This is a genomic window from Paenibacillus sp. fava2, from assembly GCF_058313675.1.
In genome coordinates this window covers 5,141,241-5,166,294 of record NZ_CM177755.1, presented here as the reverse complement: position 1 = coordinate 5,166,294, position 25,054 = coordinate 5,141,241, and the positions used below count along the sequence as shown (strand labels likewise).

Annotated in this window: 20 protein-coding genes; 13 read left to right on the top strand and 7 right to left on the bottom strand. The window is 52.2% G+C overall.

What is annotated here, in order from left to right; genetic code table 11:
- Positions 1–6 precede the first annotated feature (6 nt).
- Positions 7–873, bottom strand: a complete 867-nt coding sequence (locus AC4G46_RS22860; RefSeq protein ID WP_491124721.1) for a helix-turn-helix transcriptional regulator — start codon at positions 871–873, stop codon at positions 7–9.
- A gap of 72 nt (positions 874–945) precedes the next feature.
- Here AC4G46_RS22860 and AC4G46_RS22855 point away from each other — a divergent pair, with 72 nt between their 5' ends.
- The 5 genes from AC4G46_RS22855 to AC4G46_RS22835 all read left to right on the top strand — a co-directional run bounded on the left by AC4G46_RS22855 (position 946) and on the right by AC4G46_RS22835 (position 5,055).
- Positions 946–1,644 (top strand): DUF4386 domain-containing protein, encoded by a 699-nt coding sequence (locus AC4G46_RS22855; protein WP_491124720.1) that lies wholly within the window; start codon positions 946–948, stop codon positions 1,642–1,644.
- A gap of 134 nt (positions 1,645–1,778) precedes the next feature.
- Complete coding sequence (locus AC4G46_RS22850) at positions 1,779–2,372, top strand: class I SAM-dependent methyltransferase (protein WP_491124719.1); 594 nt, start codon at positions 1,779–1,781, stop codon at positions 2,370–2,372.
- Positions 2,373–2,464: 92 nt separating this feature from the next.
- Positions 2,465–3,448: an SseB family protein gene (locus tag AC4G46_RS22845; RefSeq protein ID WP_491124718.1), complete on the top strand. Its 984-nt coding sequence runs from the start codon at positions 2,465–2,467 to the stop codon at positions 3,446–3,448.
- Between the two features lie 12 nt (positions 3,449–3,460).
- Complete coding sequence (locus AC4G46_RS22840) at positions 3,461–3,946, top strand: EbsA family protein (protein WP_491124717.1); 486 nt, start codon at positions 3,461–3,463, stop codon at positions 3,944–3,946.
- 530 nt (positions 3,947–4,476) lie between these two features.
- Positions 4,477–5,055, top strand: coding sequence for a Crp/Fnr family transcriptional regulator (locus AC4G46_RS22835; RefSeq protein WP_491124716.1), 579 nt, complete (start codon positions 4,477–4,479; stop codon positions 5,053–5,055).
- A gap of 12 nt (positions 5,056–5,067) precedes the next feature.
- Here the strand turns inward: AC4G46_RS22835 and AC4G46_RS22830 are convergent, their stop codons facing one another.
- Genes AC4G46_RS22830 through AC4G46_RS22820 form a run of 3 tightly spaced genes read right to left on the bottom strand, consistent with a single transcriptional unit; the run spans position 5,068 to position 9,195 of the window.
- Positions 5,068–5,778, bottom strand: a complete 711-nt coding sequence (locus AC4G46_RS22830; RefSeq protein WP_491124715.1) for a DUF4386 domain-containing protein — start codon at positions 5,776–5,778, stop codon at positions 5,068–5,070.
- 55 nt (positions 5,779–5,833) lie between these two features.
- Positions 5,834–7,456, bottom strand: a complete 1,623-nt coding sequence (locus AC4G46_RS22825; protein WP_491124714.1) for a response regulator — start codon at positions 7,454–7,456, stop codon at positions 5,834–5,836.
- Positions 7,453–9,195, bottom strand: coding sequence for a sensor histidine kinase (locus AC4G46_RS22820; RefSeq protein WP_491124713.1), 1,743 nt, complete (start codon positions 9,193–9,195; stop codon positions 7,453–7,455). Before AC4G46_RS22820 ends, AC4G46_RS22825 begins: the two co-directional genes overlap by 4 nt.
- 387 nt (positions 9,196–9,582) lie before the next feature.
- Here AC4G46_RS22820 and AC4G46_RS22815 point away from each other — a divergent pair, with 387 nt between their 5' ends.
- From AC4G46_RS22815 to AC4G46_RS22780, 8 genes are all read left to right on the top strand, one after another.
- Positions 9,583–11,127 carry an extracellular solute-binding protein gene (locus AC4G46_RS22815; protein WP_491128957.1) on the top strand — a complete coding sequence of 515 codons (1,545 nt, stop codon included), beginning with the start codon at positions 9,583–9,585 and terminating at the stop codon, positions 11,125–11,127.
- Positions 11,128–11,446: 319 nt separating this feature from the next.
- Positions 11,447–12,499: a LacI family DNA-binding transcriptional regulator gene (locus tag AC4G46_RS22810; protein ID WP_491128956.1), complete on the top strand. Its 1,053-nt coding sequence runs from the start codon at positions 11,447–11,449 to the stop codon at positions 12,497–12,499.
- Between the two features lie 542 nt (positions 12,500–13,041).
- Positions 13,042–14,331: an alpha-amylase family glycosyl hydrolase gene (locus AC4G46_RS22805; protein ID WP_491124712.1), complete on the top strand. Its 1,290-nt coding sequence runs from the start codon at positions 13,042–13,044 to the stop codon at positions 14,329–14,331.
- A 298-nt stretch (positions 14,332–14,629) separates the two neighbouring features.
- On the top strand, positions 14,630–15,553 hold the full coding sequence (locus AC4G46_RS22800) for an ABC transporter permease (RefSeq protein WP_090712910.1): 924 nt from the start codon (positions 14,630–14,632) through the stop codon (positions 15,551–15,553).
- A gap of 15 nt (positions 15,554–15,568) precedes the next feature.
- On the top strand, positions 15,569–16,492 hold the full coding sequence (locus AC4G46_RS22795; RefSeq protein WP_491124711.1) for a carbohydrate ABC transporter permease: 924 nt from the start codon (positions 15,569–15,571) through the stop codon (positions 16,490–16,492).
- Positions 16,493–16,538: 46 nt separating this feature from the next.
- Positions 16,539–19,022: a glycoside hydrolase family 31 protein gene (locus tag AC4G46_RS22790; RefSeq protein WP_491124710.1), complete on the top strand. Its 2,484-nt coding sequence runs from the start codon at positions 16,539–16,541 to the stop codon at positions 19,020–19,022.
- Between the two features lie 701 nt (positions 19,023–19,723).
- Positions 19,724–20,125: an Rrf2 family transcriptional regulator gene (locus tag AC4G46_RS22785; protein WP_039875398.1), complete on the top strand. Its 402-nt coding sequence runs from the start codon at positions 19,724–19,726 to the stop codon at positions 20,123–20,125.
- Positions 20,126–20,243: 118 nt separating this feature from the next.
- Complete coding sequence (locus AC4G46_RS22780; protein WP_491124709.1) at positions 20,244–21,146, top strand: class I SAM-dependent methyltransferase; 903 nt, start codon at positions 20,244–20,246, stop codon at positions 21,144–21,146.
- A 96-nt stretch (positions 21,147–21,242) separates the two neighbouring features.
- Here the strand turns inward: AC4G46_RS22780 and AC4G46_RS22775 are convergent, their stop codons facing one another.
- The 3 genes from AC4G46_RS22775 to AC4G46_RS22765 are packed head-to-tail and all read right to left on the bottom strand — an operon-like array spanning position 21,243 to position 24,890.
- Positions 21,243–21,779 (bottom strand): cupin domain-containing protein, encoded by a 537-nt coding sequence (locus AC4G46_RS22775; RefSeq protein WP_491124708.1) that lies wholly within the window; start codon positions 21,777–21,779, stop codon positions 21,243–21,245.
- Positions 21,780–21,814: 35 nt separating this feature from the next.
- Complete coding sequence (locus AC4G46_RS22770) at positions 21,815–23,182, bottom strand: response regulator transcription factor (protein ID WP_491124707.1); 1,368 nt, start codon at positions 23,180–23,182, stop codon at positions 21,815–21,817.
- Positions 23,160–24,890 (bottom strand): sensor histidine kinase, encoded by a 1,731-nt coding sequence (locus tag AC4G46_RS22765; RefSeq protein WP_491124706.1) that lies wholly within the window; start codon positions 24,888–24,890, stop codon positions 23,160–23,162. Before AC4G46_RS22765 ends, AC4G46_RS22770 begins: the two co-directional genes overlap by 23 nt.
- Between the last annotated feature and the right edge of the window lie 164 nt (positions 24,891–25,054).

Below are 25,054 nucleotides of genomic sequence, written 5' to 3'. Positions count from 1 at the left end.
GAGGGGTTAGGACACTGAATCAATCGGCAGTTTTTTGACAGGTGCATAGATGTGGTAGGCGGATTGGAGATTATGGACATCATCAAACGCCTGGATGAGCTCGATGTGGGAGTCTTCGGTTTCCTGCCTGGAGATCTTGAGAAATCTTGCATAATCGGTCTTAAGCACATCGCCAATATCCAGAAGATCACCGGAATATTTGAATCTGGCACAGAAGAGCTGTGGTACATCAATAGTGAAATAAAAAGGCCCGTCAAGCCGGAAGTCAGCCGGAATGCCGAACAGAACCTTGAAACGGGTGGAGTCAGGCTGGCAGTTGGAATAGATGACGTAGCAAGGACCTTTTACCGTGGTGTCTATGGCCTGCAGCAGCTGTGCCGAGTGCGAGCGGATCTGTGTTTTGTAATCTTCAGCAAGATCCACTTCAAAGGCAATCCCCGTTACCCGGATGGATTCGAGCTCGGTCAGGGTGAAGTCGGTGACAACATCGCCGTTGATGTTTTTCAAGGGTCTTTTGACCACCGGGGGAATAGGGACTGGAGAGATGTCTGCTTCTTGCGCTTTTAGAGCGCTGGGAGCGATCCCGAATTGTCTTTTAAAAGCGCGGGTGAAGGAGGACTGGGCTCCAAAATTAAGCTGGTACGCAATATCGGTCAGTGAAGAACTGCCGGATTGAATGAGCGCTACGGAAGCGTTCAATCTGCGGGAGAGTATGTAGTTGTTTAAGGAAGAGCCTGTTACGGCCGAAAAAAGCCGGTGAAAGTAGTATTTGGACATTTTGAAGCTGTCTGCTACCGACTCTACTGACAAAGGCTGGTCCAGATTGTCCTCAATATGGACTAATGCACGCTCGATGACTTCATAATGGTCCATAGTAACCCCCGCTTAATGTTTTGAAATGAAAACCGCAATAGATTGAAACTGTACTTACAGGAGGAAGCGCATATGACACAAGACAGAAGAAATGGAGTCATTATCGGAATTTTGTATATCGCAGCTGCCGTCACTTCAATCATCGCCGTAATCTCATATGAGCCGGTATTGTCGGAACAATGGTATATGGCCGTAGTAGACGGATTTAAGACAAAGGTTTTGCTCGGAGTCATCAACGATCTTTTGCTTGTGCTGACGGCAGTGGGTACAGCAGTGATGCTGTTCCCGTATCTCCGCCGCCGGAATGAACATCTGGCACTCGCCTATTTATGCTTCCGGTTTATGGAGGCTGTGCTGATTGCGATAGGTGTGGTAAGTATACTGGGTTTATTGCAGCTTAGTGTACATTATGAGGCAGGCAGCCTGAAAAGTGTAGATAATCTTGACGGGCTCGGCTATATGCTGCAGGCCTTTCACCGCTGGACCTCAATGCTGGGTCCCAATTTCATGCTGGGTGTGAATACGGTAATTTACAGCTATCTGCTGTTCAGAACGGGCATTGTCCCAAGACCCTTGGCGCTTTTCGGCATGGTTACTGCTGTACTGGTATTCATCGCCGGGCTGTTAGAAATGTTCGGTGTGGTAGAGCCTATGTCTGCGGTAAAAGGAATGATTGCCCTGCCAGTAGGCGTATATGAAATGAGTCTGGCAGTATGGCTAATAGTGAAGGGGTTCGACCGTGGGAAGCTTGAACAGCTAAAGCAGAGGTGAGTGGAACGTGCTTTTGATGAGATAGACGATTATAATCAAACTCCCCCTTGAAGGCAGCTATTTCCTCTATGTAAAATAATGGATGGTAGGTTGGCTAGAGCTGCCGCCAGGCATGTGTACAAGGAGAGGTGTGTATGAAATTTAACTGGATAAATGCTGAGGAATTTTCCTTTAACAGTTTTCTGCTGCTGGACCGCTGGATTATAGAGATGATCTGCCGGAATTACCGGGAGTGGGCCGAATTTGAAAAAAACCTTGGAGCCGCGCTGGCCAATAATCCGGCAGTTGCCTGGTACTTCGCCCAAAGGAGTCCAGAGAGTAAGCCTTATGTTGAGCAGATCATTGCTTCTGCGGCAAAGGGGCTCAGTGCTAATGAGGTGCGCCAGGCCGAGATTTTTGTCCTTCAGGCGATGGAAACCTCTGTGGTGTACGCTTACCCGGATATCATGAACCGGAATTGTAATTATATCTATGATTGGGATAAGCGGCATCTGCTTCATTTGGCAGATTTCACAAACGCTCTCGTGCTGGATGTGGGGAGCGGCACCGGACGGCTTGCTTTTGCGGCGGCGGAGCAGGCCAGACAGGTCTATGCTAGTGAGCCTACGGACAGGCTGAGAGAGTACATGCGTGATAAGATCAAACGGGAAAACATCCGCAATGTGAAAGTTCTCGACGGTACGGCAGATAGTCTGCCCTATGAGGATAATACCTTTTTACCTATGTAACAACAATGTGAATGCTGCGTAAGCAGACTTTGGTTAGTGTATTAATATAACAAGCGATACCCATATCCTGTAAATGAAACGGAGACCTGAAGATGAACAATGATCGGAACAACGGCAGATTGGAAGGAAATATTCATGCTGTGTCTGCAATGTCGATGAAAGCTGCCGAAGGACTTACAATCCAGGACCTGATCGGTTTACTTCAAGCTGCCCGTAATTCGGCGGACGGCAGGGTTCCTGGGGCGGAGCATCTGGATGAACAGAGGCTTTTTGAGGCAATTAAAAATGCGATCCTGAATGCGGAGCATTTATATATCGCCTATGATGTCCACACGAATTATCCCTATATTGGGATGAATGATCAGGTATGGGTATTCTCGGAGGAAAGGTTCGCAGCGAATGCGGCCGACTATTATCTGCAGCAGCTCATCCAGTTGGAAATGAAAAAGCTGGGCAGAGAGGACATCTGCAGGCTGCTGTCAGAGCTTCATTTTCTCGGTATCCGTAACCTGCTTGTCGATAACGGACAGCTTACGGTTGTGGTTGCCAGGGACGAGCTGTTGCCGCCGCCGGATTGGAGCGGAACGCCGGAGATCCAGATTCCTGTAAGCAACCCGGGACTGCAGCATGCGATGCTGAGCTTCTTCCAGGCCATGTATTCCCGTCAGCAATATGTGGGCAAAAGCCAGATTCTGCGGGCAGCGGAAGCCCGGATGCTGGATGAGCTCGTTCAGGCAAAGTTTCTGGTGCCGATGCAGATTAAAGAAGAACAGCCGTCAGCCCCGGATGTGCAGGGAAAGAAGATATTACAGCAGGGAACGGTTATCCAGTTTGCTTCCCTCGGTGTTGAGGACGGGGAGCCGTGGCTGCCGGTATTCACAGATTGGCCCGAATTTGAAAAAGGCTACGATAAAACGGTCTGGGGCGGCAATGTCGCTACGTATGGGGATATTGTGGCGCTGTCTGCGAGCATGGGCGGTGCTGTAATCAACTTCCGCGGAATCGGCTTCCGGCTGGATGAGAAGAACAAGCGGATGGTTGCGGAGTATGTGCGGGAGCGGGATGGCGGGAGGTAGGAGGATAGGCTGATGAAGGAAATAGGAACAGTTATTTTTTTAACAAAGTACTTGGTAAATAAGGCTGGCCGGGAGGTGCCCGTCCACATAAGGGATTATTCTTTTCCGTTACGGTTTAAAATGCAGAGATGGCTGTACGGCTGTTGTGCGGTTATTTTACTGATTGGAATTATGGTAACTGTAAGAGGGGTGAACGCCAGGAATATACCGGGAATGTGGATCGGATTTGCAGTTATATTTTCAAGTGTCCTAGCGGTAATCTATTTACTCCGCAGAGTGTATACACTTACAGATGATACAATCATTGTCCAGACTCTGTTCACAAAAAGGCAGATCGCTATTCACCAAATAAATAAGGTAGAGGTGACTGAGCGGCATATCTGCCTTTATCTGAATGATCAAGAAAGAGTGGAGCTCGATCCGTTTATCAGCAATCTGTCTTTATTTTTAAGTCTGGTTCGGGAGTTGGCTTTACCGCATGGTAAGGGGAGGATGTAGATGTTAGTTATCGTACTAAGAATATTAACAGGCTCATTTCTTGTAACAGCGGGTTTCTTGATCTTCCGGCAGAAGAAGGTGAAGGTAAACACAAAAACGTTTAGCACTGTAAAGTCTAGAGAGTACACACAAGGAGCCCAGTTCGTGTTATTTAAAGCTGCAGGCGGGGTGGTTATCGTCCTTGGACTGCTTATTTGGGTATTTGGCTTTCCGGAGTTTATTATAACTTGAGGTTATTAACTCGGCTGCATCTATTTGCTGAACAAACTAAGTGGAAAAATGACACCTAATTCCGGGGCTAACCGACTTTTTGAAAATCTAGTTGGAAAAAGGTAACTTCATTTTACGGTTTTCTTGCCAGGAGGGGGTTTGGAGCTGAATTAAGTGACGTATTTCCACCTAATGATTAGAATGTGAGAAAAATAGTGAAATTAAGTGGCGAAAATCCACCTAATAAACGTTGAAAGAGGGCTCTTTTCACCATAAAATAGCGTTAAGCACTTATAAAATGTCCGAAGAGGAAGACGCATATGAAAAACAGCCTGCTCAAGTATATGGCAGATTTGACTTCCCTTAGCGAAGCAGAACAACAGGCGATCTTAAACGAGATCGTTATAGAAGAATTTAAAAAGGGAGCCGTGCTTTTTAGACAGGGCGAGGTCACCAGTAACTGTTACTTTATTCTGAAGGGCTGCGTAAGGCAGTATTCTGTAGATGAAGCAGGGAGAGAGGTTACCTCGAATTTTTATACGGAAGAGGAAGCCATCGTTAATTTTAATTATCACAAAACGGATAAATCATCCGATTATACCCTCGTGTGTATTGAGGATTGTGTGATGGTGATCGGCAGTCTGGAGACGGAGCAGCAAATGTATGCCAAGTATAGTCAACTGGAGACGATGACCCGCAGAATGGTTGAAGCCAACTTTAGCCGGGTACAAGCGGATTTCGCTGCCTTTATCGCTTCGTCACCTGAAGAACGCTTCAAGGCGTTATGTATGAAGCGCCCTTCTTTAATCGGCCGGGTCCCGCAGCATCAGTTAGCAAGTTATCTGGGTATGAGTCCGGAGTCACTCAGCAGAATAAAGAAAAGAATTTCCTCCGGATAACGATTAGCCGTTCTATGCCCGCTCTTTCCCTCCCTTAAATAGCAGCCATAACGCAAAACCCAGTTCCCCCGCCGACATAGGAATGATAAAGACATTCTCAACAATTTCCCCGATTCCCTCATATTCAGGAAGTAAGAATTTACATACATGAGTAAGAATATATCCAGCCGAAGCAATCAGCAGCAAAACAGCAACCCATCCCGGAACGTTAACCGCCCGAAGCGCCAGTATGCCCAAAATCAGCAGATGCCCGCCAAATATAATTAAGCCGACGGACCACATGGCATCAAATGCTTTTAAATGAAGCATGATTTGTACGCCCAATTGGGCTGAGGTATAACCCTGCGAATCTGTGCTGCTCGTCAGCAATTGCACAAATATTAAATTCATTACCGCGATGCCCAAGATAGCAGAATAAATAAGCCGCAGCCATGCACCCAGCAGGGACAAAGGCTGATTTACTGGCTTCAGGAAAAGATAACACGACCAGGCGACGATAATATCTAGCACCAGGATGATGATCCAGCCGGCAAGCTCTGCACGGAAGAGATTGTTATGCGCCAGCAAGTTTTGTAATGTGACATGTGCATTCCCTTCGGTAAGAAGGGCTGAATGGGCATAGCCGTATGAAAAAGCGGCAACGAGCGCCATGATCAATAGTCCTGTCCCCGCTGTTAAAGCCGCTGTCCGCTGATCCGTTATTCCACCCCTTGTGTTACTCATAAAAAATCCCCCTTGCGCTGTGATGAGCTCATCTTACACCGGGGGCTGTATTTGTTCATTGACTTAAGTTAAGAGGATGGACGTGCTGCTCCTTCTTATACTCGTTCGGCGACAAACCGACCTCCTGCTTGAACAGCTTGGAGAAGTAAGAGTAGTTCGAGTAGCCGGTTTTGCTGGCGATCGTGTAGACGGACAGGCTGGTTGTTTCCAGCAGATGTCTGGCAGCCGCGATGCGCACCTGAATGACGTAGCTGCCGAGGGAGATGCCGGTTTCGCGCTTGAACAGCCGGGCCAGATAGTCCGGATTGAGGTAGACGATTTCCGCCAGATCGTTGCGGGTCAGGTCGTCCCCGTAGTGCTCGTGGATGTACTGCTTGATCTCCTCGGCAATCGATTTGGGCTGGTCTGCGAAGTCGCGGTATTCCATGGCCGTGTTGACCAGGTACTTCAGGTATTCCTCCATATCCTCAATGGAGTGCAGGGAGTGGAGCAGCAGCTTGTCATTGGTTTTGCCGGCGTACAGCTTGTGGGCCTGGATGCCTTTTTGCTTGAGAAAAGAGTACACCAGCTGCACCATGTCCAGCCTGAACAGGCCGAGCACCGAGGTATCGAGCGACTTATAGCTGAGTATGGAGCGCAGATAGCAGGTGGCCTCTTCCAGAAAAACAGCCAGCTTGTTCTGGTTCAGCAGCTCCTCAAGCTGGGCCAGATCCGGCGGGGTATAAGGGGACTTTGGCTGGCGCAGATCGTTCTCCACCAGGTAAGTCTGATTCCGGCATCTCGTCAGCTCCTCGTCCATGTTCAGCAGCTGCTTCAGGATGCTGCCGACCTGCTGCAGCTCACCTGTAAGGCCGATATTGCAGCAGGCATCGCATTTTAGATAAGGCACCGCCTTTTGGATAAAAGAAGCTCCGGTTGCCTGCAGTAAGGCATTGTCCAGCGGCGGCTCGTTCCATTTGAGGATGGCGATCCAGTTGTACTCTTTTACCTCCAGAATGCTTTGAACCGTGTAGCCGGGATGCTGCAGCAGCTCATACAGCACATTCAGCAGCGCGAAGTCGAACAGATCCTTTTCTTCTTTGCCCATGCTGCCGTTATGAGGGAAGACATTGAACAGGACAGGCTGGATGAGATCGCCCATCTGATAGGACAGATTCTGCTCTTCAATTGCACGGCTGATTTCCGCCTGCTTAACCGGAGAGGAGGTGCTGCTGCTGACCAGCTTGCGCCAGAAATGCTCCAGGTTTTTGGACTGGTTTTTCTGCCAGAAGTAGCCTCCGAGAATCGCCTCCTCATTGCTCTGCTGCTCCTTGGCGCGGGCGACGGCTTTCTGGATGATCAGCATCAGCTTGTCGAACTCAATCGGCTTGAGGAAATATTCGAAGCTCTGCAGCTCAATCGCCTTCTGGGCGTAGTTGAAGTCAGCATAATTGGTCAGCAGGATCGCCTGAACGCTGAGATTCTGCTCCCTGATCCAGGCCAGCAGCTCCAGGCCGCTGCCCTGCGGCATTTCAATGTCGGAGATCAGAAGCTGCACAGGATGCTTCTCCAGAATCTCGCGCGCCTGGGCCACATTATTCGCGGTATATACCGTTTCGATGCCGAGCTGCGGCCAGTCGATTTTTTTCTGCAGGGCGGCAATTACGTAATAATCGTCATCTACCAGCAAAATATTCATAGATCTAACTTCCTTTCTGCTGCAGGCTCCGGAAGATCGGGCAGGTATAAAGTGACACATGCGCCGCTGCCGGGAATATTGGTGAAAGTCACATCGGCCAGATTGTAATAGAGATACTCCAGCCGTTTCAGTGTGTTCATAATGCCGATATGCGTACCTTTGGTCTGATCGAGCGGCTGTCCGCTTTGCAGCTTCTCCAGCACCTCCGGCGGAAACCCCGGCCCGTTATCCGACAGCTCGATCCGTGTTCCGGTAATCTGCTCCTCCAGCAGACAGCGCTGCACCGTGAGCGTGATCTGCATTTCATTTTCCCGGGAGATGGCGTATTTGACGGAATTCTCAATAAAGGTCTGCAGGACGAGCGGCGGAATCTTAACATTCTTCGTCTCCTCCGGCAGCTCCACCTGATAGCTGAAGGCGTCCCGGTAGCGCTGCTTCTGTATCTCCAGATACATCTGCACATGCTCAATCTCACTCTCCAGCGGCACGAAGTTCTCCCCGTTCTGGAACAGGTAGCGGAAATACTTCGAGGTGGTCATCGCCATATCCTCAATTTCCTGATACATTTGAATTTGAGCCATGCTGTAAATGCTGGTCAGGCAGTTCAGGAAAAAATGCGGCTTGATCTGCTGCTTCATATAATCCAGCTGAATCTGCTGCTTCTCCAGCTCCTGCTCGTACATCGTAATTTTGAATGTTTTGATCTGCTGGACGAGATCCTTGAACTGGGAGTTGGCCTGCTCAAGCTCGATGATTTTGCTGCCCTTGTAGTCCGCCGGCTGGCTTTCTTCATTAATACGGGCGAGATTCTCAGAGAAGCTCTGGATCGGTCCAAGCACCCTCCGGTTGAAGAAGATCATAATGATTGACAGCGACGAGATCACCATGAAGAACAGCAGGACGATCAGGAGCTGGGCGATCATAATCTTTTCAAAAGTCCCGAATCTGATCACCATGTCCGCACTAAATGTTGTATTCAAAAACTCGCTGCTGATCGTGGTGCGCGGCTGCTGGAGCAGAGAGAAGCGCCCCTCACCCCGAACCGCCTTGCCGCTGTTGGATACCGGACTGGAAAGCACGGTGCCCTGGTCATCCACGAGCGAAGCATAGCCGCTCTGCCCCAGATTAATCTCGCGCAGCGGGCGAATCAGGTTGTCGGCGGAGATCAGTCCGATCAGATAACGGTTGTAGTACGGGACGATATTAATGACGTAATATTTGCCGTTTACCAGAATCGGCGTCCATTTGGAATAGAACTTTTCGTACACCTCCTTGTCATCAATAAAAGAGATGATCTGCCGCTTCAGCTCCAGATAGTCCGGATAGTTCACGCTGATCGGCGCACAATTCAGGAAGTAGGACTGATTTTTTAAATAGTAGAAAAAATTATATTCCTGGCCGTAGTTCTTCTGCAGCTCGGTAAATTTTTTGTGCAGGTTCGCGTTGGACTTGAGGAACTCGATGCTGTTAATGTGATAGGCATTCATCGTGTTCAGCGTCTCGTCATTGGCCAGCGTCCAGCCCATATAGTGGTTCATGTAAGCGAAATCATGATTGATCCGGTTAATGTACAGCGCCGCCGTATCCTTGAGATAGCGGGTGGACTGCTGCCTGACGATAATAATGGAAGTAATGCTGATGATCAGATCCGCGATGAGGACAATGACGGCAATCAGGATCATAACCCTTACATAATGGCGGATGGGAAGCGGCTTGGGTGCTGCTGTTTTTTTGGTCATGGCTGGGTACGTACCGGTCCCTTTCTGCGCGATTTCAATAATGAATGCGTTTTATTTAGGTAACATCAACATTATAAAACCTTTGCCCGAAAAAAACATAAGTACAGGGAGGCGTTTTGCCGCAAAGTCCGGAAAGCGCTAACAAAGGTCTGGAAAGTGTTATGAAAAATCGGGTGATCAGAGAGAGTTATGTCCGGAAAAGAGGCGAATTTGCGCCAGAGGTCCGAATAACGGCCGCAAAGCGTCCGGAATGCCTATCTGCAAGCCGTTATGATTAGACATGTAAAGTCAATATGCACACATAAGAAACGGGGGAGTTACACAATGGTCAAACAGGGCAAAAAAGCTTCGGCCAAAAAGCTGACGACCGGCCTGCTGGCAGCCGTAATGGTTGCCGGACTCGCGGGCTGCGGCAGCAGCAACGGGGAGAACAATGCTGCAAACAGTGATACAAGCAGCTTCAACAAGGAAGGACTGCCGATTGTAAGCGAGCCGGTAACGCTGAAGGTATTGACTGTGCGCTGGGGCAGTATGGGCGATACATTCACGCAGAACCAGTGGCTGAAGGATCTGGAAACGAATACGAATGTAAAAATCGACTGGCAGGTCATGTCCTCCAATGATTGGGGCGAGCAAAAATCGATCATGCTGGCCAGCGGCACGCTGCCGGATGTGGTGATCGGGGATCAGACCTTCTCGGATTCCGATATCGTGAACAACCTGAGCTATTTCCGTCCGCTGGATGACTATATCGACCAGTATATGCCTAACCTCAAGGCCGCTATGGAAGAGACGCCGGATATGAAGAAGATCAGCACGTTCCCGGACGGTAAAATCTACTCTCTGCCAGCGAGACTGCCGTCGCGTCCAAAAAGCTCCCGCCAGCCGGTGATTAACAAAACCTGGCTCGACAAGCTCGACTTGAAGGTACCAGAGACCATTGACGAGCTGTACAACGTAATGAAGGCGTTCAAGGAGCAGGACCCGAACGGCAACGGCAAGGCGGATGAAATTCCGTATATTGAAGTCAGCAATGACCTGATCAGCCCGTTCGGCATCGCCGACCTCAACAACAATAACATGCTGGTGAAGGACGGCAAAGCGGTATACTACCCGACCTCGGAGGAATACAAGGAAGGCCTGAAATGGGAAAATAAGCTATACACCGAAGGCCTGCTCGACAAGGAGCTGTTCACCCAGGACGACACGATGAGATCGGCCAAGTTCCAGAACCCGGACGCTCCGGTAGTGGGCTTCTCCTACCAGTGGACACCGGATGCCGTATTCGGCAAATGGGGCGACCAGTACGTAACAATTCCGCCAATCGCCGGACCGGACGGCAAGCGCTACACGATCGGCAATCCGAACGGGATGAACCTGGCCCGCAACGAGTTCCTGATCACCTCCTCCTGCAAAACGCCGGAAATCGCCGCACGCTGGGCGGACCAGTTCTACACCGATGAAGCGAGCATCCAGAACTTCTGGGGCGCAATCGGTACGGTTATCCAGAAAAATGATGACGGCACCTATACGCTGATGGACCCGCCTGCCGGAACCAGCGCCGACGCCTGGTACTGGGAGCAGTCGCTGCGTGATTTCGGTCCGAAATATGTCAGCCCGGACTTTGAGCAAAAGATCGTACTGAGCACAGAATCCGGTGACGGTCTGAAGCTGCAGCTCGATAAGCTGGGCAGTGAGTATGTGACTGAGCCGTTCCCTAACGTAATGTACACCGCCGAGGAGTTCGAGGAGCTGCCGACGCTAACCACCGACATTGATTCCTATGTGAACACGATGCGCGCCCAATTCATCAGCAAGGGCAATATCGATGAGGGCTGGGATGCCTATGTGAAGCAGCTGAACGACATGGGGCTCGACAAGCTGCTCAAGATCCGTACCGAAGCCTACAGCCGTTATACCAGTGTAAAATAATCCGCTTATTGTCCGCCCCGCGCAATCCGTTGCGCGGGGCGGGATTGTCTTATGGGAGGTGGCTGGCATCCCACTATACTCATATCCGTCACCCCGCTCACTCCGGTGTGTTAGGAGACGGAGGAAGAACGGGGTAGGGATACGGCGAAGTGTCACGATGTATGGATGTGCGCAGGGTACAGTCAGTAATGAGGTTGGCAGAATGCCTTAAAGCGCAGGCTAGCGGATTGAAAACAGAGAAGAGTGACACAGCAGGAGTGCTATTAAGGGCATGAAAGTTGAGAGAGTGGTGTCGGAGAGGAGGCTGATTCTAGTGTCTATGACGGTTACGATGAAAAAGGTAGCCCGCCGTGCGGGCGTCTCCGTATCCACCGTCTCCAGGGTTCTATCGGGCCATGCCAATGTGCGTGAGGAGACCTCCCGCAGGGTACGGGAGACGATGGAGGAGCTGGGCTATACGCCGAATATTATCGCCCAGAACCTGGTCTCGCGGACGACCCGTTGTATCTGTGTCCTGCTGCCGGACACGGCAGAGATATGGCCGGCCAACCTCTACTGTATGGAGGTGATCCGGGGGATTGTGTCCGGCGCCGGCAAGCTGGGCTACGACATCCAGATCGCCTCCGGCAATGGGGAACAGGAGGAGCTGGAGGCTGTCTCCCGGCTGCTGAAGGGCGGCCGGGCCGACGGTGCAATCCTGCTCTCAGCCCGCCGGAGCAGCACGGTCGTAAATTTCCTGCAGCAGGAGAGCTATCCGTTTGTGCTGGTGGAGGATGAGCCGGTTGCGGGCGGGGGGAGTGAGATGGCGGCGGATCTGCATGAAACGGATGCCGGGAGTGCCGGGCAGACGAAGGTTGGCGGGGAAAGCGCTGGTGGTGAGAATAACAATCTGGTGGGAGACGGCTGGAGTGTGAGTAATGGTCTTGTGATATCTGGAGAATACGAGGCAGATGGCGGGAGAACGAGACTGGTGGAGGTTGGCTGGGAAGAAGTAGATAGTGAGAGTAGTAGTCTAGTGATAACTGCTGAGCATAAGGCAGATGGCGGAAGTACGGGTCTGGCGGAGGTTTGTCTGGATAAAGTAGGTAGTGAGAGTACTGATCTGGTGTTAACTGGTGAGCATGATGCAGATGATGGGGGTACGAGACTGGCGGAGGTTGGCCGGGAGCGTACTGGTGAGGGTGCCAGTGCAATGCCGGCAGCGGTAGTACCTTTTCCCGGTATGCCGGACGAGAGTGTTGCGCGGATGGGGGCGATGGCTTCGGAAATGCTGATCGGGAGCATCCAGCGGCAGCATCACCAGCCTTCCCCGGGAGGGGACGCAGGCTGTGTGGCCCAGTTTGTTCTACGCCGGCCGATTCTGAGCGGATAGTTACTCTGAAAGGAGGGGCCGGTGGAATTTAGTTGGATTTTTGACACTTAAATCTATCGATTTTCACTTTTGCAAGCAACTAAGTGGAAATATGCTACTTATTTCAGTGACTTATCCCGCGAATAGGCGAATTCGGCAGATTTAAGTGCCTTTTTTCCAACTATATTACTAATATCGTTGTTTGCGGAAGAATTAGGTGACGAAAATCCACTTAGTGTAAGCCAGCCCATCTAAAGATTGGTTACTCAACACACGGTTATGCAACAAACTTCCATATAGCACCAAGCACTCATGTCGCACCAAGCACTCACATAATATCAAACTCTCACATAGCACCGAGCTCTCACATAGCACCTAACTCCCATATAGCGCCAAACTATCATATTGCACCCAACTCTCACATAGCACTCAACTCCCATATAGCACCCAACTCTCACATATGACCAAACGTCCACATAGCACCAAACTGTCAACAAGCTAACTTATCCGCCAACATCTAGCCTTGAATCTATTTTAACTATAGGAGTAGGAGTGTATCAGAAATGGCAAAGCATACGGTAAAATTACTGCGCAGCAGTGTTGTATACTCGGTGTACGTCCGCAACCACAGTGAGGAAGGGACCTTCCGCGCGGTGGAGCGCGATCTCGGGCGCATCCGCAGCCTTGGCGTAGACATTATCTGGCTGCTGCCGGTCCATCCGATCGGTACCGCCGAGCGCAAAGGGGGCTTAGGCAGCCCGTACGCCAACCAGGACTACCGCGAGATTAACCCGGAGCTGGGCACGCTGGACGACTTCAAGTCGCTGGTCGGAGCGATCCATGAGCACGGGATGAAGTGCATCATTGACGTGGTGTACAACCATACCTCGCCGGATTCGGTGCTGGTCAAGGAGCATCCGGAATTCTTCTACCGGACTCCGGAAGGGAAGCTCGGCAATAAAGCCGGAGATTGGGCGGATATCGTGGACCTCGACTATAACTGCCCGGAGCTGTGGGACTACCAGATTGAGACGCTTAAAGGATGGGCGGGTCTCGTCGACGGCTTCCGCTGCGATGTTGCCCCGCTGCTGCCGCTGGCGTTCTGGGAGCGGGCTGTGAAGGAAGTGCGCGAGGTCAACCCCGGCTGCCTGTGGCTGGCCGAATCCATTGAGCCCGATTTCATCATGCACCTGCGTTCGCTCGGCTTGACCGGGCTCAGCGATGCGGAAACACTGCAGGCATTTGATGCCTGTTACGACTACGATGTCTATCCGTTTTACAGCGGCTATCTGGCCGGAGAGATTACACTTGGCAGTTATGTTGAGAAGATCAACGCGCAAGAATACCTGTATCCGGATAACTACGTTAAGCTGAGGTTTCTGGAGAACCATGACCGGCCGCGGGCCAAAGCCGTCATTCCGGATGAGCAGAGCCTGATCAACTGGACGGCCTTCCTATATTTTCAGAAGGGCATGACGCTGATCTACGGCGGACAGGAGACGGCGAACACGGTTTGCCCTGACCTGTTCGACAAGGATACGGTCAACTGGGACACCGGGACCGACCTGTCCTGGCTGTTCGCTGCGCTGTATCCGGTTAAGCAGAAGGAGATCATGGCGGAGGGCATCTGCCAATTGCGCGCAGTAGAGGAAGATGACATCGTAGCAGGTACGTATACCTGGGGCGGCCGAAAGCTGGCCGGTGTATTCAGCCTGAAGGGTAAAGAGGCAGAGGTGGACACCGGCTTGCCGGATGGAAGCTACCAGAGCCTGATCGACGGCAGCGTGATCACGGTCTATGGCGGCGGCAAGCTGTTCTGTGCCGGCCGGCCCGTCATTATAGAGCAGGTGTAAGCCTGCGTAAGATGCAGTAACAGATACCGCCGGATAGCAGACGCTGCTGCCTGGCGGTATTTTTGCATCCGTAAGCAGTCCGTACCCCTGCTTCCCCGCCAAGCCGAAAGTCCGGATAACAGCAGCGAAAGTCCGCATTACGCATGACAGCCCGCTGGCCGGGAAACCGTGCAGCCCGGAAGCTTTTACACCAATCATAAAAGTCCGGTTAACGCCCCCATTAGGTCCGGCAGCCTCCGGGACCTTAAAGATATACTTTAGGTACTTAAACAGATAAACACATTCAGGAGGGGATTTCATGAGATCCGGTCAAGCCAGTTCCGGGGGGACGCTTATGGCGGTGAAAAGAAACTGGGGGCTGTATTTGCTGCTGCTGCCCGCGGTGGTGCTGTCGCTGCTGTTTGCGTACAAACCGATGTACGGGATACTTATTGCTTTCAAGGATTACAGCCCGGCTTTGGGAATTACGGAGAGTCCGTGGGCGGGGTTCAAATATTTTGAGAAGTTTTTTAACTCCTATCAGTTCTCGAACACGATTAAGAATACGCTGATTATCAGCCTGTACAGTCTGGTAACCTTTCCGATTCCGATCATTCTGGCGCTTATGGTGAATCAGATGCGTCCGAACCGGTTCCGGCGCTTTTTCCAGACCGTTTCGTATATGCCGCATTTCATCTCCACCGTGGTCATGGTCGGGCTGATGGTCATTCTGCTGTCGCCAAGCACCGGCCTGGTCGGCAACCTGTTCAGCCTGTTCGGCAAAGAAGCGCCCGATCTGCTCGGCTCCTCGTCGCTGTTCAGCAGCGTGTACGTCTGGTCGGATGTGTGGCAGCATGTCGGCTGGGACAGCATTATTTTTATCGCGGCATTGTCTGCGGTTGATCCGAGTCTATATGAAGCTGCAACCGTGGACGGGGCGAGCCGCTGGCATAAGGTGCGTTTTATCGATATTCCGATGCTGATGCCGACGGCGGTTACGCTGCTCATTCTGCGTGTCGGGGGGCTGCTTGGGGTTGGCTTTGAAAAAGTGTACCTGATGCAGAACGACCTCAACGCCACCTCCAGCGAAATTTTGTCCACCTATGTATATAAAATCGGTCTGCTCAGCAGCCAGTACAGCTTCTCGTCGGCCGTCAATCTGTTCAACACCGTCATTAACTTTATTCTGCTGATTATCGTCAACCAGATCTCCAAGAAGATCAGCGAAAACAGCCTGTGGTAGAAGGAGGAGATCACAATGGGAGTACTTACACCTGTAGTTAAAGAGTCCAAGGGGAAAATAAAAAACAACCGCTCCTCCGATACCGTGATGGAAGTTGTGCTGTACGTGATTGCGGTGCTGTTTCTGATTATTCTGATTTATCCGCTGTATTTTATCGTTATCGCTTCCTTCAGTGACCCTTCGGCGGTCGCCGGCGGCCAGGTCTGGCTGTTCCCTAAGGGATTCACGCTCGACGGCTACAAGGAGCTGCTGCGCCATAGTAATATCTGGATCGGCTACCGCAATACCATCCTGTATACGATTGTCGGCACGCTCATTGGCCTGGTTGTTAATATCTGCGCTGCCTATGCGCTCTCACGTAAAGACCTGAAGGGGCGTAAATTTCTGTCGCTGTTCTTTATTTTTACGATGTTTTTTAACGGCGGGCTGATTCCGACGTTTCTGACGGTCCGTGATTTTCATATGTATGACACGTTTCTGGTTATGGTGCTGCCGTTCTCGGTTGGCGTGTATAACATCATTGTTGCCCGTACGTTTTTTCAGACCAGTATTCCGGGCGACCTGTGGGAGGCGGCGCAGATTGACGGGTGCGGGAATCTCCGGTTTTTTACGGGGATTGTGCTGCCGCTGTCCAAAGCGATTATTGCCGTGCTGGGTTTGTGGATTGCCGTCGGCCACTGGAATTCCTATTTCAATGCCCTGATCTATCTCAAAAATCCCAATTTGCATCCGCTGCAGCTGATCTTACGCAACATCCTCATCACCAACCAGATGCAGTCCGGCATCGGGTCCGGCGAGGCGGCGCAGCTGGCGCTGAGGCTGGCTAATATGATGCGTTACTCCGTCATTATTGTCGCGACGGTTCCGATTATGTGCGTGTATCCGTTCATCCAAAAATACTTTAACCAGGGGGTTATGATCGGCGCGGTGAAGGAGTAGTTCTTACCAGTGCGCCGGTTTTAGCCGGAAATGAGGTCATATTGTTATGGGAAAAATGATGCAGGAGCTGCGGCCGCTGCCGGAGCATCTGAAGCTGGCAGTGCGGCCTGTCGCCATTCCTGAGGCGAGCATTGAAGGAGTGGACTTCCGGATCACTGTTCTGACTTCGCAGCTGCTTCGCCTGGAATACCATCCTGACGGAAGGTTCGAGGACCGGGCGACCCAGACTGTGCTTAACCGGGATTTTCCGGTGCCGGAGTTCCAACTGGTGGATCACGGCAACAAGCTCGAGATTATTACGGAAAGGCTGCATTTGAGCTATGACAAGCAGCCGTTTTCCCGCTACGGGCTTAATGTACGTGTGCGTAACGGCTCAGGTCACCTGATGGGAGTCTGGCATTACGGCGACACGCCGCAGGATCTTGGCGGTACAGCCCGCACGCTGGATAATGCGGACGGGGCGATTCCGCTTGCGCCGGGGCTGATGTCCCGCGGCGGCTATACGGTGATGGACGACAGCCGTTCGCTGCTGCTGGAGGCGGACGGGCAGGTTACGCCGCGTGAGGGCGGCGGGCTGGATCTGTATTTCTTCGGATATGGGCATGACTATCTGGAATGCCTGAAGGATTTTTACCGGCTCAGCGGCCCGGCGCCGCTTCTGCCGCGTTATGCCCTTGGCAACTGGTGGAGCCGGTATTACCCTTACAGCGCAGATGAGTATCTGGCGCTGATAGAACGGTTCGAGCAGGAGCAGATCCCGTTCTCTGTTGCGGTGATTGACATGGACTGGCATCTGGTCGATGTCGATCCGCAGTACGGCAGCGGCTGGACGGGCTATACATGGAACCGCAGGCTTTTCCCGGACCCGCAGCAGTTCCTGGCCCGGCTGCATGAGCGGGGGCTGCATGTAACGCTGAATGTTCACCCGGCGGACGGCGTGCGTGCATTCGAAGACCCTTATCTGGCGATCGCCGGGGAGCTTGGGCTGGACCCGGAAAAGGGCGATGCGGTGGAGTTTGATATTACCGATCCGAAATTCCTCCAGGCGTATTTCAAATATCTGCATCATCCGCTGGAAGAGGAAGGCGTCGACTTCTGGTGGATCGACTGGCAGCAGGGCGGTGTAACCAGGGTGCCGGGACTTGATCCGCTGTGGATGCTGAACCACTATCACTATCTGGACAGCGGACGGCGCGGCGGCAGGCCGCTGACGTTCTCCCGTTATGCCGGACTGGGCAGCCACCGTTATCCGGTGGGCTTCTCCGGTGATACGATCGTCACCTGGGACTCGCTTGCCTTCCAGCCGTACTTCACGGCGAGTGCAGCCAATGCCGGGTACGGCTGGTGGAGCCACGACATCGGTGGCCACATGCAGGGCTATCTCGACGATGAGCTGGTGATGCGCTGGGTGCAGTTCGGCGTGTTCTCGCCGGTGCTGCGGCTACATAGCTCAGCCAGTCCGTTCAACAGCAAGGAGCCGTGGCGGTTCAATCCGGTTGCGGAAGCAGCGATGAAGGAAGCGCTGCGCCTGCGGCACCGGCTGATTCCTTACCTGTATACGATGAACCGCTACGCGAGTGTGGACGGGCTGCCGCTGGTCCGGCCGCTGTATTATCATCATCCGGAGCAGCCGGAGGCTTACGGGGTGCCGAACCAGTATTACTTCGGCACAGAGCTGATGGCCTGCCCGGTCACCTCACCGGTGGACCGCCGGACCGGTATGGCGGAGTTTACCGCGTGGCTGCCGGAGGGCCGCTGGTATGACTTTTTCAGTGGCCGGGGGTATGACGGCGGGCGCAGCCTGTCATTGTACCGGAATCTGGAGACCATTCCGGTGCTGGCGAAGGCCGGGGCGATTGTTCCGCTGGCTGATCCCAGCGGATACACTTCGTCCACGGCGAACCCGCGGGAGCTGGAGGTTAAGGTGTTTGCCGGAGCGGACGGAAGCTTCCACCTGTGGGAGGATGCGGAGGAAGCGGCGGGGGAGCGGGCGGAAGAGGACGATGGGCTTACGGCTGAGGGCGTGAAGAATGGGGGCGCGTTGGGGGACCGCGAGGAGAACTGGTGCGTTACAGAGATGAGCCTAAGCTGGACGGAGTCCGCCAGCTTTACGATTCATCCGGCCAGCGGCAACCTCGACGCCCTGCCTCCGCTGCGTAGCTGGAAGCTGAGCTTCACAGGTGTGGCCGAAACGCAGGTGAAAGTGCTGGCTGGCGGTGCGGAGACGGCAGCCGATACAGCGTATGACCATTCCACACATACGCTTACGGTAACGATCCCAGAGACCGCGCTGTCTACCGCGATTACGGTTGAACTCGGCGGCGCGCGCCTTGCGGCTAACCGGATTGAAGAGGACGTATTCGCCCTGCTGAACCGGGCGCAGATAGAATTCCAGCTGAAGGAGCAGATCTACGGGCTGGTGCGGTCTTCTGCCACGCCGGCGGCAGCGCTTGCCTCCCTGACTGCGCTTAAGCTGGAGCAGCCGCTATTCGGCGCGCTGTGTGAGATTTTGACGGCCAGCTTGGGGTAAGAGAGGAGCCGGGGCGAAGGTAGAGTCGGCACCGGCGCTGAGTTTTGTACGCTGCATTAGGTTTGTGGTGCACGGATGAATAGCTGCCTCACCGGCCGGGCTGAGTTGTTCCGGCTGAACTCCGGCAGCTAAATAAGCTAATCTCTCGAACGAACGTCCCGGCGCATGCGTTGTGTATGAGGCAACAATTCACTCATCGGGCAGTGTCCAACCTATAGAAATTAAAATAGCTGCACAATCTGCAGTTATATCCGAGGAAAATGTGGCCCTCAGCGATATAACTGTATTTTGTGCAGCTATTTCCGCCCAAAACGGCGAAAACAGGCTTTTCCCGGCAGTTTAGTTGCACGGAATGCAGTTAAAATGAACTTTCGGGGAAAAACAGGCATTTTAGTTGCACAAAGTGCAGTTAAGGCGAAGCATCGGAGGAGGGGGAGTTTACTTAATGCTACGTCGTGCAGCTACTAATGATTGTGTCCGGAAATCTGCAGACAACAGCGGCCGGAAGTCTACGCATTCACTGAAACAAGGTAAATCCCAAACCATAAAATTATATAGTTGATATTCTTGCATAGATGCTTACAGCTAGATTTCAGGTGCAACAGATTCAAACTATATTAACTTAAAAAGCAGCTTGCTTTCCATTCCTATAAAAGCTATTATAGACTTATAAAGTCTGCGATTGAAGATTGAGGTGGAACATGAAGTACTCCAAAGCTACGAACTATGCGCTGCATACGATGCTTTTTCTGGTCGCTGCTTCTCCCGATAAGCCTGTGGGCGTGCAGCAGCTGGCTGAACGGCAGCATGTATCGCCGACGTATCTGTCGAAGATTCTGACCAAGCTGGTGAAGGCGGGGCTGATCCAGTCTGTATCCGGTGCGAACGGCGGGTATCAGCTTAAGCAGAAGAAGGATGATATCTCTTTTCTCGATGTGATCCATGCGATTGAAGGAACGGCGTCGCTGTTTGACTGTACGCTGAATCACTCCAGTGAATGCCTGATCCAGCAGGTGATGGTGGAGGCAGAGAACCGGATGGAAGACTATCTGCAGAACAAGAAGCTCTCTGAGCTTGCTGCAAAAGTAACGGTGGATTTATAAGCGCCGTTATTTTTATAGCTTTATTATAGATATAAGAAGTCTTTTAAGTCTTTTTTATAGCCAGCAGTGTGTTATAGGTATAATCAGCAGTTAATTAAACGAAAAGGGATGATAAAGAATGAATAAAAATTTATTTGATGCACAGGTATGGGAGCAGGCATGGAAGGAAGACCCGAAATCCTACATCAATTTGACAAGAAAAGCCGGCGTGGACCCTACCCGCTCCTTCGATTCCAAAGCGCATACGTTTAACGAAGAGGTATTCAGCGAAGGCGGAAGACAGAGAGCAGAGCGGATTATCGGCTGGATGGAGGGGCAGGGTGTTGATTTTAACGGACTGACGGTGCTGGATATCGGCGCGGCTTCGGGCGGTTTCAGTGTGCCGTTTGCCGAGCGCGGGGCGAAGGTGACCGCCGTAGAGCCGAATGCGCTGCTGGCCGATTTGTTTGAAGCGAACAAAGCCCGGGTCAGCCCCGGAAAAGCGGAAATCACACTGGTACGCGAAGCCTTTGAGGATATCGATCTGGCGGCTAAGGGATGGGAGCAGGCGTTTGATCTTGTTTTTGTCTCGATGTGTCCGGCTGTGTCCGACTGGGCAGGCGCGGAGCGTGTGATCAGCTGTGCCGGACAATACTGCTATATCAGTACTTCAGCCGGCTCCAGGCGGCATAGTCTGCTGAACGAGGTGCTGCCTCTGATTACCGGGAAGGCGGCGCCGCTTGGCGAAGCCTCCGAAATGGCCTATCTGCTGAATCTGCTCTATCTAAAGGACTATGCATTCGAGTCGATTGTGACTAAGGAAATGAAGAGCACAGAATACACTGTAGAAGAGGCCATTGACGAGGTGCAGCAGCTGCTGAAACACCACCGACTGGCGGACAGTGAAGATACCGGGAAAATCGTTTCTGACTATATGCAAACTACGTATCCTGATGGAAAGGTGACTGTGCAGCAGGGCGGGCGCTTCGGCAAGGTACTGATCCGGCTGCGGGATGAGAACATGTACAGCAGAACTAAATAAGCTGCATGTAAAAGCGCTTTGCCGTCTCAATCCGGCAAAGCGCTTTTTAATTCCTGAAAAAGAAGTGCTGCGGTTTAGAATGGTCCGCTGCCGCTTTCAGCCGCCCGCACCCCACGCCTCCAGCAGCGGCCCGGCCTTACCGCACACCGGATCGCTGTCCGGCAGCGGGACCTCCGCGATCTCGGGCAGCGCCGCTGCGAGATCGTCCGGGGTGGCCCGGCGGGTGTTGTAATCCGCCCCGCCGGGATATGCGCCGGCGACGCGGAAGCCGGCGGAGCTGTGCAGCAGCTTGTGCGCCGTTCCGGCCGGCAGCACCAGTACATCTCCGGCCGATACCTCAAGCGTCCGGCCGGCATCGCCGCCAAGCTGCAGGCTGGCGGTCCCGGACATCACGCCAAGCACCTCATGCGCGTTGCTGTGATAATGGTGATAGCTGAACACGCCGCTTACCCAGCTGTTCAGCCAGCCGTTGTCATTGAATAGCTGCTCGGTGCGTTCCGGATGGTCCCGCAGAGCACCTGTATACACAATGACCGGCAGCACCGGGTTGTTCGGCAGCAGGCCGTCCTGCGGGAGAGTGAAGGCTTCGATGGCTCCCCCGGCTCCGGCTTCCGGCTGTTCAAACGGCTTCATTAAGCAATCGCCTCCTAAGTCCACAAATCTATTCCTTATTGGATTTGCTGTCTGCGGTATTGATAAGGGGTAATTCCGTATTGTTCCTTGAACAGCTTAATGAAATACTGCGGCTTCTTGTAGCCGACCAGCTGGGAGATATCAATCACATGCAGATTGGATTCCAGCAGCAGCTGCGACGCCTTCTCCAGCCGCTTGCCAGCAATGAACCCCGACAGGTTCTCGCCGGTCTCCTGTTTATACACCTTTGACAGATAAACCGGATGGAGATGTACAATTTTACCCAGATCGTCCAGGCTCAAACCATCACCGATATGTCCGGTAATATAAGCTTGAATAGTATCGACAATATGGCTGTTCGTCAATTTGGGGCTGCGCTCCAGCCGGGTGACACAGAGCAGCACAGACTGGAGCGCATTATCGGGCTCAGCCAACTCTTTGAAGATCCAGTCTGCCACCTCTGACTGCTGCAGGCGGCCGGACGTGAAGTACAGCAGCTGGATGAAATCAAGCAGATAGAGAATCTGCTGCTTTCTGGTTTGCAGCTTGGCGTAGCTTCGGAGGATGTTTTTCCGTGAAGTCTCCCAGTCCCCGTTCACCCGTTTCGGGTGGGCAGTGCAGCTCTGCAGCAGCGTACAATCCCCGGCATCCGGCTCCTCGCGGTAATAAAACTGGCAGAATATATGCCGGGCAGTATTCTTGTGTGCGAATTCAAAGCTCCCGGAGAAGGAGATATTCTCTATTTCAGCAGCAAGCGGGCCGGCACCGGATACCCGGAGCAGGCCGGTAATGGACGGGCCGGCTGCCCAGATGAAACCCTCTGCAGCACAGCTGTGATTCCTTAACGTGATTTCGTCTGTCTCCTTGGCGTCTGAAATCTGAAAGAAGCAGTAGCGTTCATTCAGCTGCAGCACAGTATCACACGCAGCGAATTCATTGTCGCCCTCTGCGGGAGAAGTACCGCCGATAACTGACAGCAGAAAGCCCAGAGTGTCAAATTCCGCCTGCACTGGCTGCTGTTTCCGCTGCTGCTCGTCAATATTTTTAAGCACCTGCTGCATGGCTTTTTCCATATCCTCTTTATCTACAGGCTTAAGCAGATAATCCAGGGCGCCCAGCCGGATCGCCTTTTGCGCATAATCAAACTGTGAATAGCCGGAGAGGAAGACCACCTTGGTTTTCAGCAGCTGCTCACTGATATGCTCCAGCAGATCAAGACCGGATACCTCAGGCATGCGGATATCGGTAATCAGAATATCAATGTCATTTTGGCTAAGCAAATGTCTGGCTTCCAGCGAATTGGTGGAGGTTACAACCTGCTGCACGCCGAACTTTTTCCAGTCCAGCAGATGCTTCAGATATTCAACGATATAATGCCCGTCATCCACGATCAGTAATTTCATATTCTCCTCCTTCATCCAGTGAGAAATCGATATAGGCCATAACGGACAGGCCGCCCCAGTCATTGGTGAAGAACCGCAAGCCGCTTAATTCGCCGTAGGCATTTTTGAGCCGCTGATGAATATTCCACAGGCCGATGCCCCGTGAGCCCTCCGGAGGAGTCTCGCTGCCCACACGGGCCGCCAGCAGCTCAAGCTGATCCGGCATAAGTCCTTTGCCGTCATCCGCAACAATGATCAGTGCCCCGTCATCGAGTGCCTTTACCTCGATGGAGACACGGTGGGCGCCCTGCAGCTCCTCAATGCCGTGCTGGATCGCATTTTCAACAATCGGCTGGATAAGCAGAGGCATAATGCGGTGCTCCCCAAGCTCCGGCGGCAGGCTGATCTCATAATGCAGCTCTTTACAGAGAGACATGATTGACAGAAAATGGCCGGCAAGCTGCAGCTCGGAGGCCAGCGTGGCATCGTGCCGGTCGAGCTTGGTCAGGTAACGGTAATATTCCGCCAGATGCTTGCTCATCTGCATGACAGCTTCCGGTGAGGATTGAGCCATCGACATAATAAAGAACAGGCTGTTGTAGAGAAAATGCGGATTGATCTGGGCCTGCAGCTGCTTTACCTCTGCATCCCTGCGCAGCTCGGTTTCGATTTTGAGTGAGGCGAACAGGTTCTGGGTTCTGAGTACCATATGATTGAAGCTTTTGAACAATGTATAAAATTCGTTGACCGGATTCTCGCTGATCCGCGTGCTGTAGTTACCCTGCTCCACCTGATGGAATTTTTTGCTGAGCAGATGCACATTACGGTAGAAATTACGGTAGAACATCAGAATCACGGTCAGGCCGATGATCAGGATAACGATAATACTGGCTGCGAACACCTGCTGGCTGCGGTCCAGCGGAGTCAGGAAATCGCTCATCCGTGTATACGTCACCAGATACGTATCAATAGGCTCTATGTATTTGGACAGCACATAATAGTCGTCCTCGCCGGTATGGTAATCGAATTTGAGAATCTGCTGCGGATCAGGGGTAACCGTCGCCCGCGCTTTTTCCTCGATCCGGCTGTCTACCGGCTTGCTGCTAATGACGAGGCTGTCATTCACCAGGAAAAAAGCGTTGGAGCTGTCGCCGTTAACCGCTTTGCCCAGCAGCCCGGTCAGATACTCCCTCTTAAGCTTCACGCCGACGATATACTCTATATTTGCCGGATTTTTGGGCTGGTGGATATAAGGGTAGACCGAAAAGTAATACAGGCTGTTATTATAAGTCTGCCAGCCGCGCTCCGTTACCTGTTCAAACGGGAGCTTTGCCTGCGAATCATGCCCGGTCTGGATGAAGGTGCCGTCCTGCTTCCAGTAAATCCCGATTGACTCTACCGCAAGGCTTGAGAAGAGCTGATCCGCTAATCTGCCGGAAATTTCATTTTTGCTCATCTGGGCGTCATAGTTGCTTAATTCCAGCTTGCGGTTCTGATAAAACCGTACATCATTATCGGCAGTATACTGGATCCCATACATACTTGCCTCGGAGATTGCCCCGTCTATAATTTCCTCCGCATAAGCCAGCTGATTCCTGGAGGCGTTGACCAGACTCTCCTGAAGCGTTCGTGAGCTAAGGGTATTCATGATGTAGAACAGCCCCAGTGTAAGCAGCAGGAAAAAAATGAAAAAGTAGATGAACCGTTTCATATTCACCTTTTTAATCATATTATCGTCCTCATTCCCCGTAACACGTATTTGTCTAATTTGCTGTGCAGCCGTCAGAATCTATCATAATTCATTAAATTCAAAAGAAAAAGACAATCAGCCCGCAAAATGAAAGCGCTTAGCAAACAGGTTAAGGGATTGGTTATGATCTTCAGATCGGGACA

Coding starts and splice junctions, on each gene's coding strand:
- AC4G46_RS22860 (WP_491124721.1), bottom strand. CDS start 873: ATGGACCATTATGAAGTCATCGAGCGTGCATTAGTCCATATTGAGGAC.
- AC4G46_RS22855 (WP_491124720.1), top strand. CDS start 946: ATGACACAAGACAGAAGAAATGGAGTCATTATCGGAATTTTGTATATC.
- AC4G46_RS22850 (WP_491124719.1), top strand. CDS start 1,779: ATGAAATTTAACTGGATAAATGCTGAGGAATTTTCCTTTAACAGTTTT.
- AC4G46_RS22845 (WP_491124718.1), top strand. CDS start 2,465: ATGAACAATGATCGGAACAACGGCAGATTGGAAGGAAATATTCATGCT.
- AC4G46_RS22840 (WP_491124717.1), top strand. CDS start 3,461: ATGAAGGAAATAGGAACAGTTATTTTTTTAACAAAGTACTTGGTAAAT.
- AC4G46_RS22835 (WP_491124716.1), top strand. CDS start 4,477: ATGAAAAACAGCCTGCTCAAGTATATGGCAGATTTGACTTCCCTTAGC.
- AC4G46_RS22830 (WP_491124715.1), bottom strand. CDS start 5,778: ATGAGTAACACAAGGGGTGGAATAACGGATCAGCGGACAGCGGCTTTA.
- AC4G46_RS22825 (WP_491124714.1), bottom strand. CDS start 7,456: ATGAATATTTTGCTGGTAGATGACGATTATTACGTAATTGCCGCCCTG.
- AC4G46_RS22820 (WP_491124713.1), bottom strand. CDS start 9,195: ATGACCAAAAAAACAGCAGCACCCAAGCCGCTTCCCATCCGCCATTAT.
- AC4G46_RS22815 (WP_491128957.1), top strand. CDS start 9,583: ATGGTTGCCGGACTCGCGGGCTGCGGCAGCAGCAACGGGGAGAACAAT.
- AC4G46_RS22810 (WP_491128956.1), top strand. CDS start 11,447: ATGACGGTTACGATGAAAAAGGTAGCCCGCCGTGCGGGCGTCTCCGTA.
- AC4G46_RS22805 (WP_491124712.1), top strand. CDS start 13,042: ATGGCAAAGCATACGGTAAAATTACTGCGCAGCAGTGTTGTATACTCG.
- AC4G46_RS22800 (WP_090712910.1), top strand. CDS start 14,630: ATGAGATCCGGTCAAGCCAGTTCCGGGGGGACGCTTATGGCGGTGAAA.
- AC4G46_RS22795 (WP_491124711.1), top strand. CDS start 15,569: ATGGGAGTACTTACACCTGTAGTTAAAGAGTCCAAGGGGAAAATAAAA.
- AC4G46_RS22790 (WP_491124710.1), top strand. CDS start 16,539: ATGGGAAAAATGATGCAGGAGCTGCGGCCGCTGCCGGAGCATCTGAAG.
- AC4G46_RS22785 (WP_039875398.1), top strand. CDS start 19,724: ATGAAGTACTCCAAAGCTACGAACTATGCGCTGCATACGATGCTTTTT.
- AC4G46_RS22780 (WP_491124709.1), top strand. CDS start 20,244: ATGAATAAAAATTTATTTGATGCACAGGTATGGGAGCAGGCATGGAAG.
- AC4G46_RS22775 (WP_491124708.1), bottom strand. CDS start 21,779: ATGAAGCCGTTTGAACAGCCGGAAGCCGGAGCCGGGGGAGCCATCGAA.
- AC4G46_RS22770 (WP_491124707.1), bottom strand. CDS start 23,182: ATGAAATTACTGATCGTGGATGACGGGCATTATATCGTTGAATATCTG.
- AC4G46_RS22765 (WP_491124706.1), bottom strand. CDS start 24,890: ATGATTAAAAAGGTGAATATGAAACGGTTCATCTACTTTTTCATTTTT.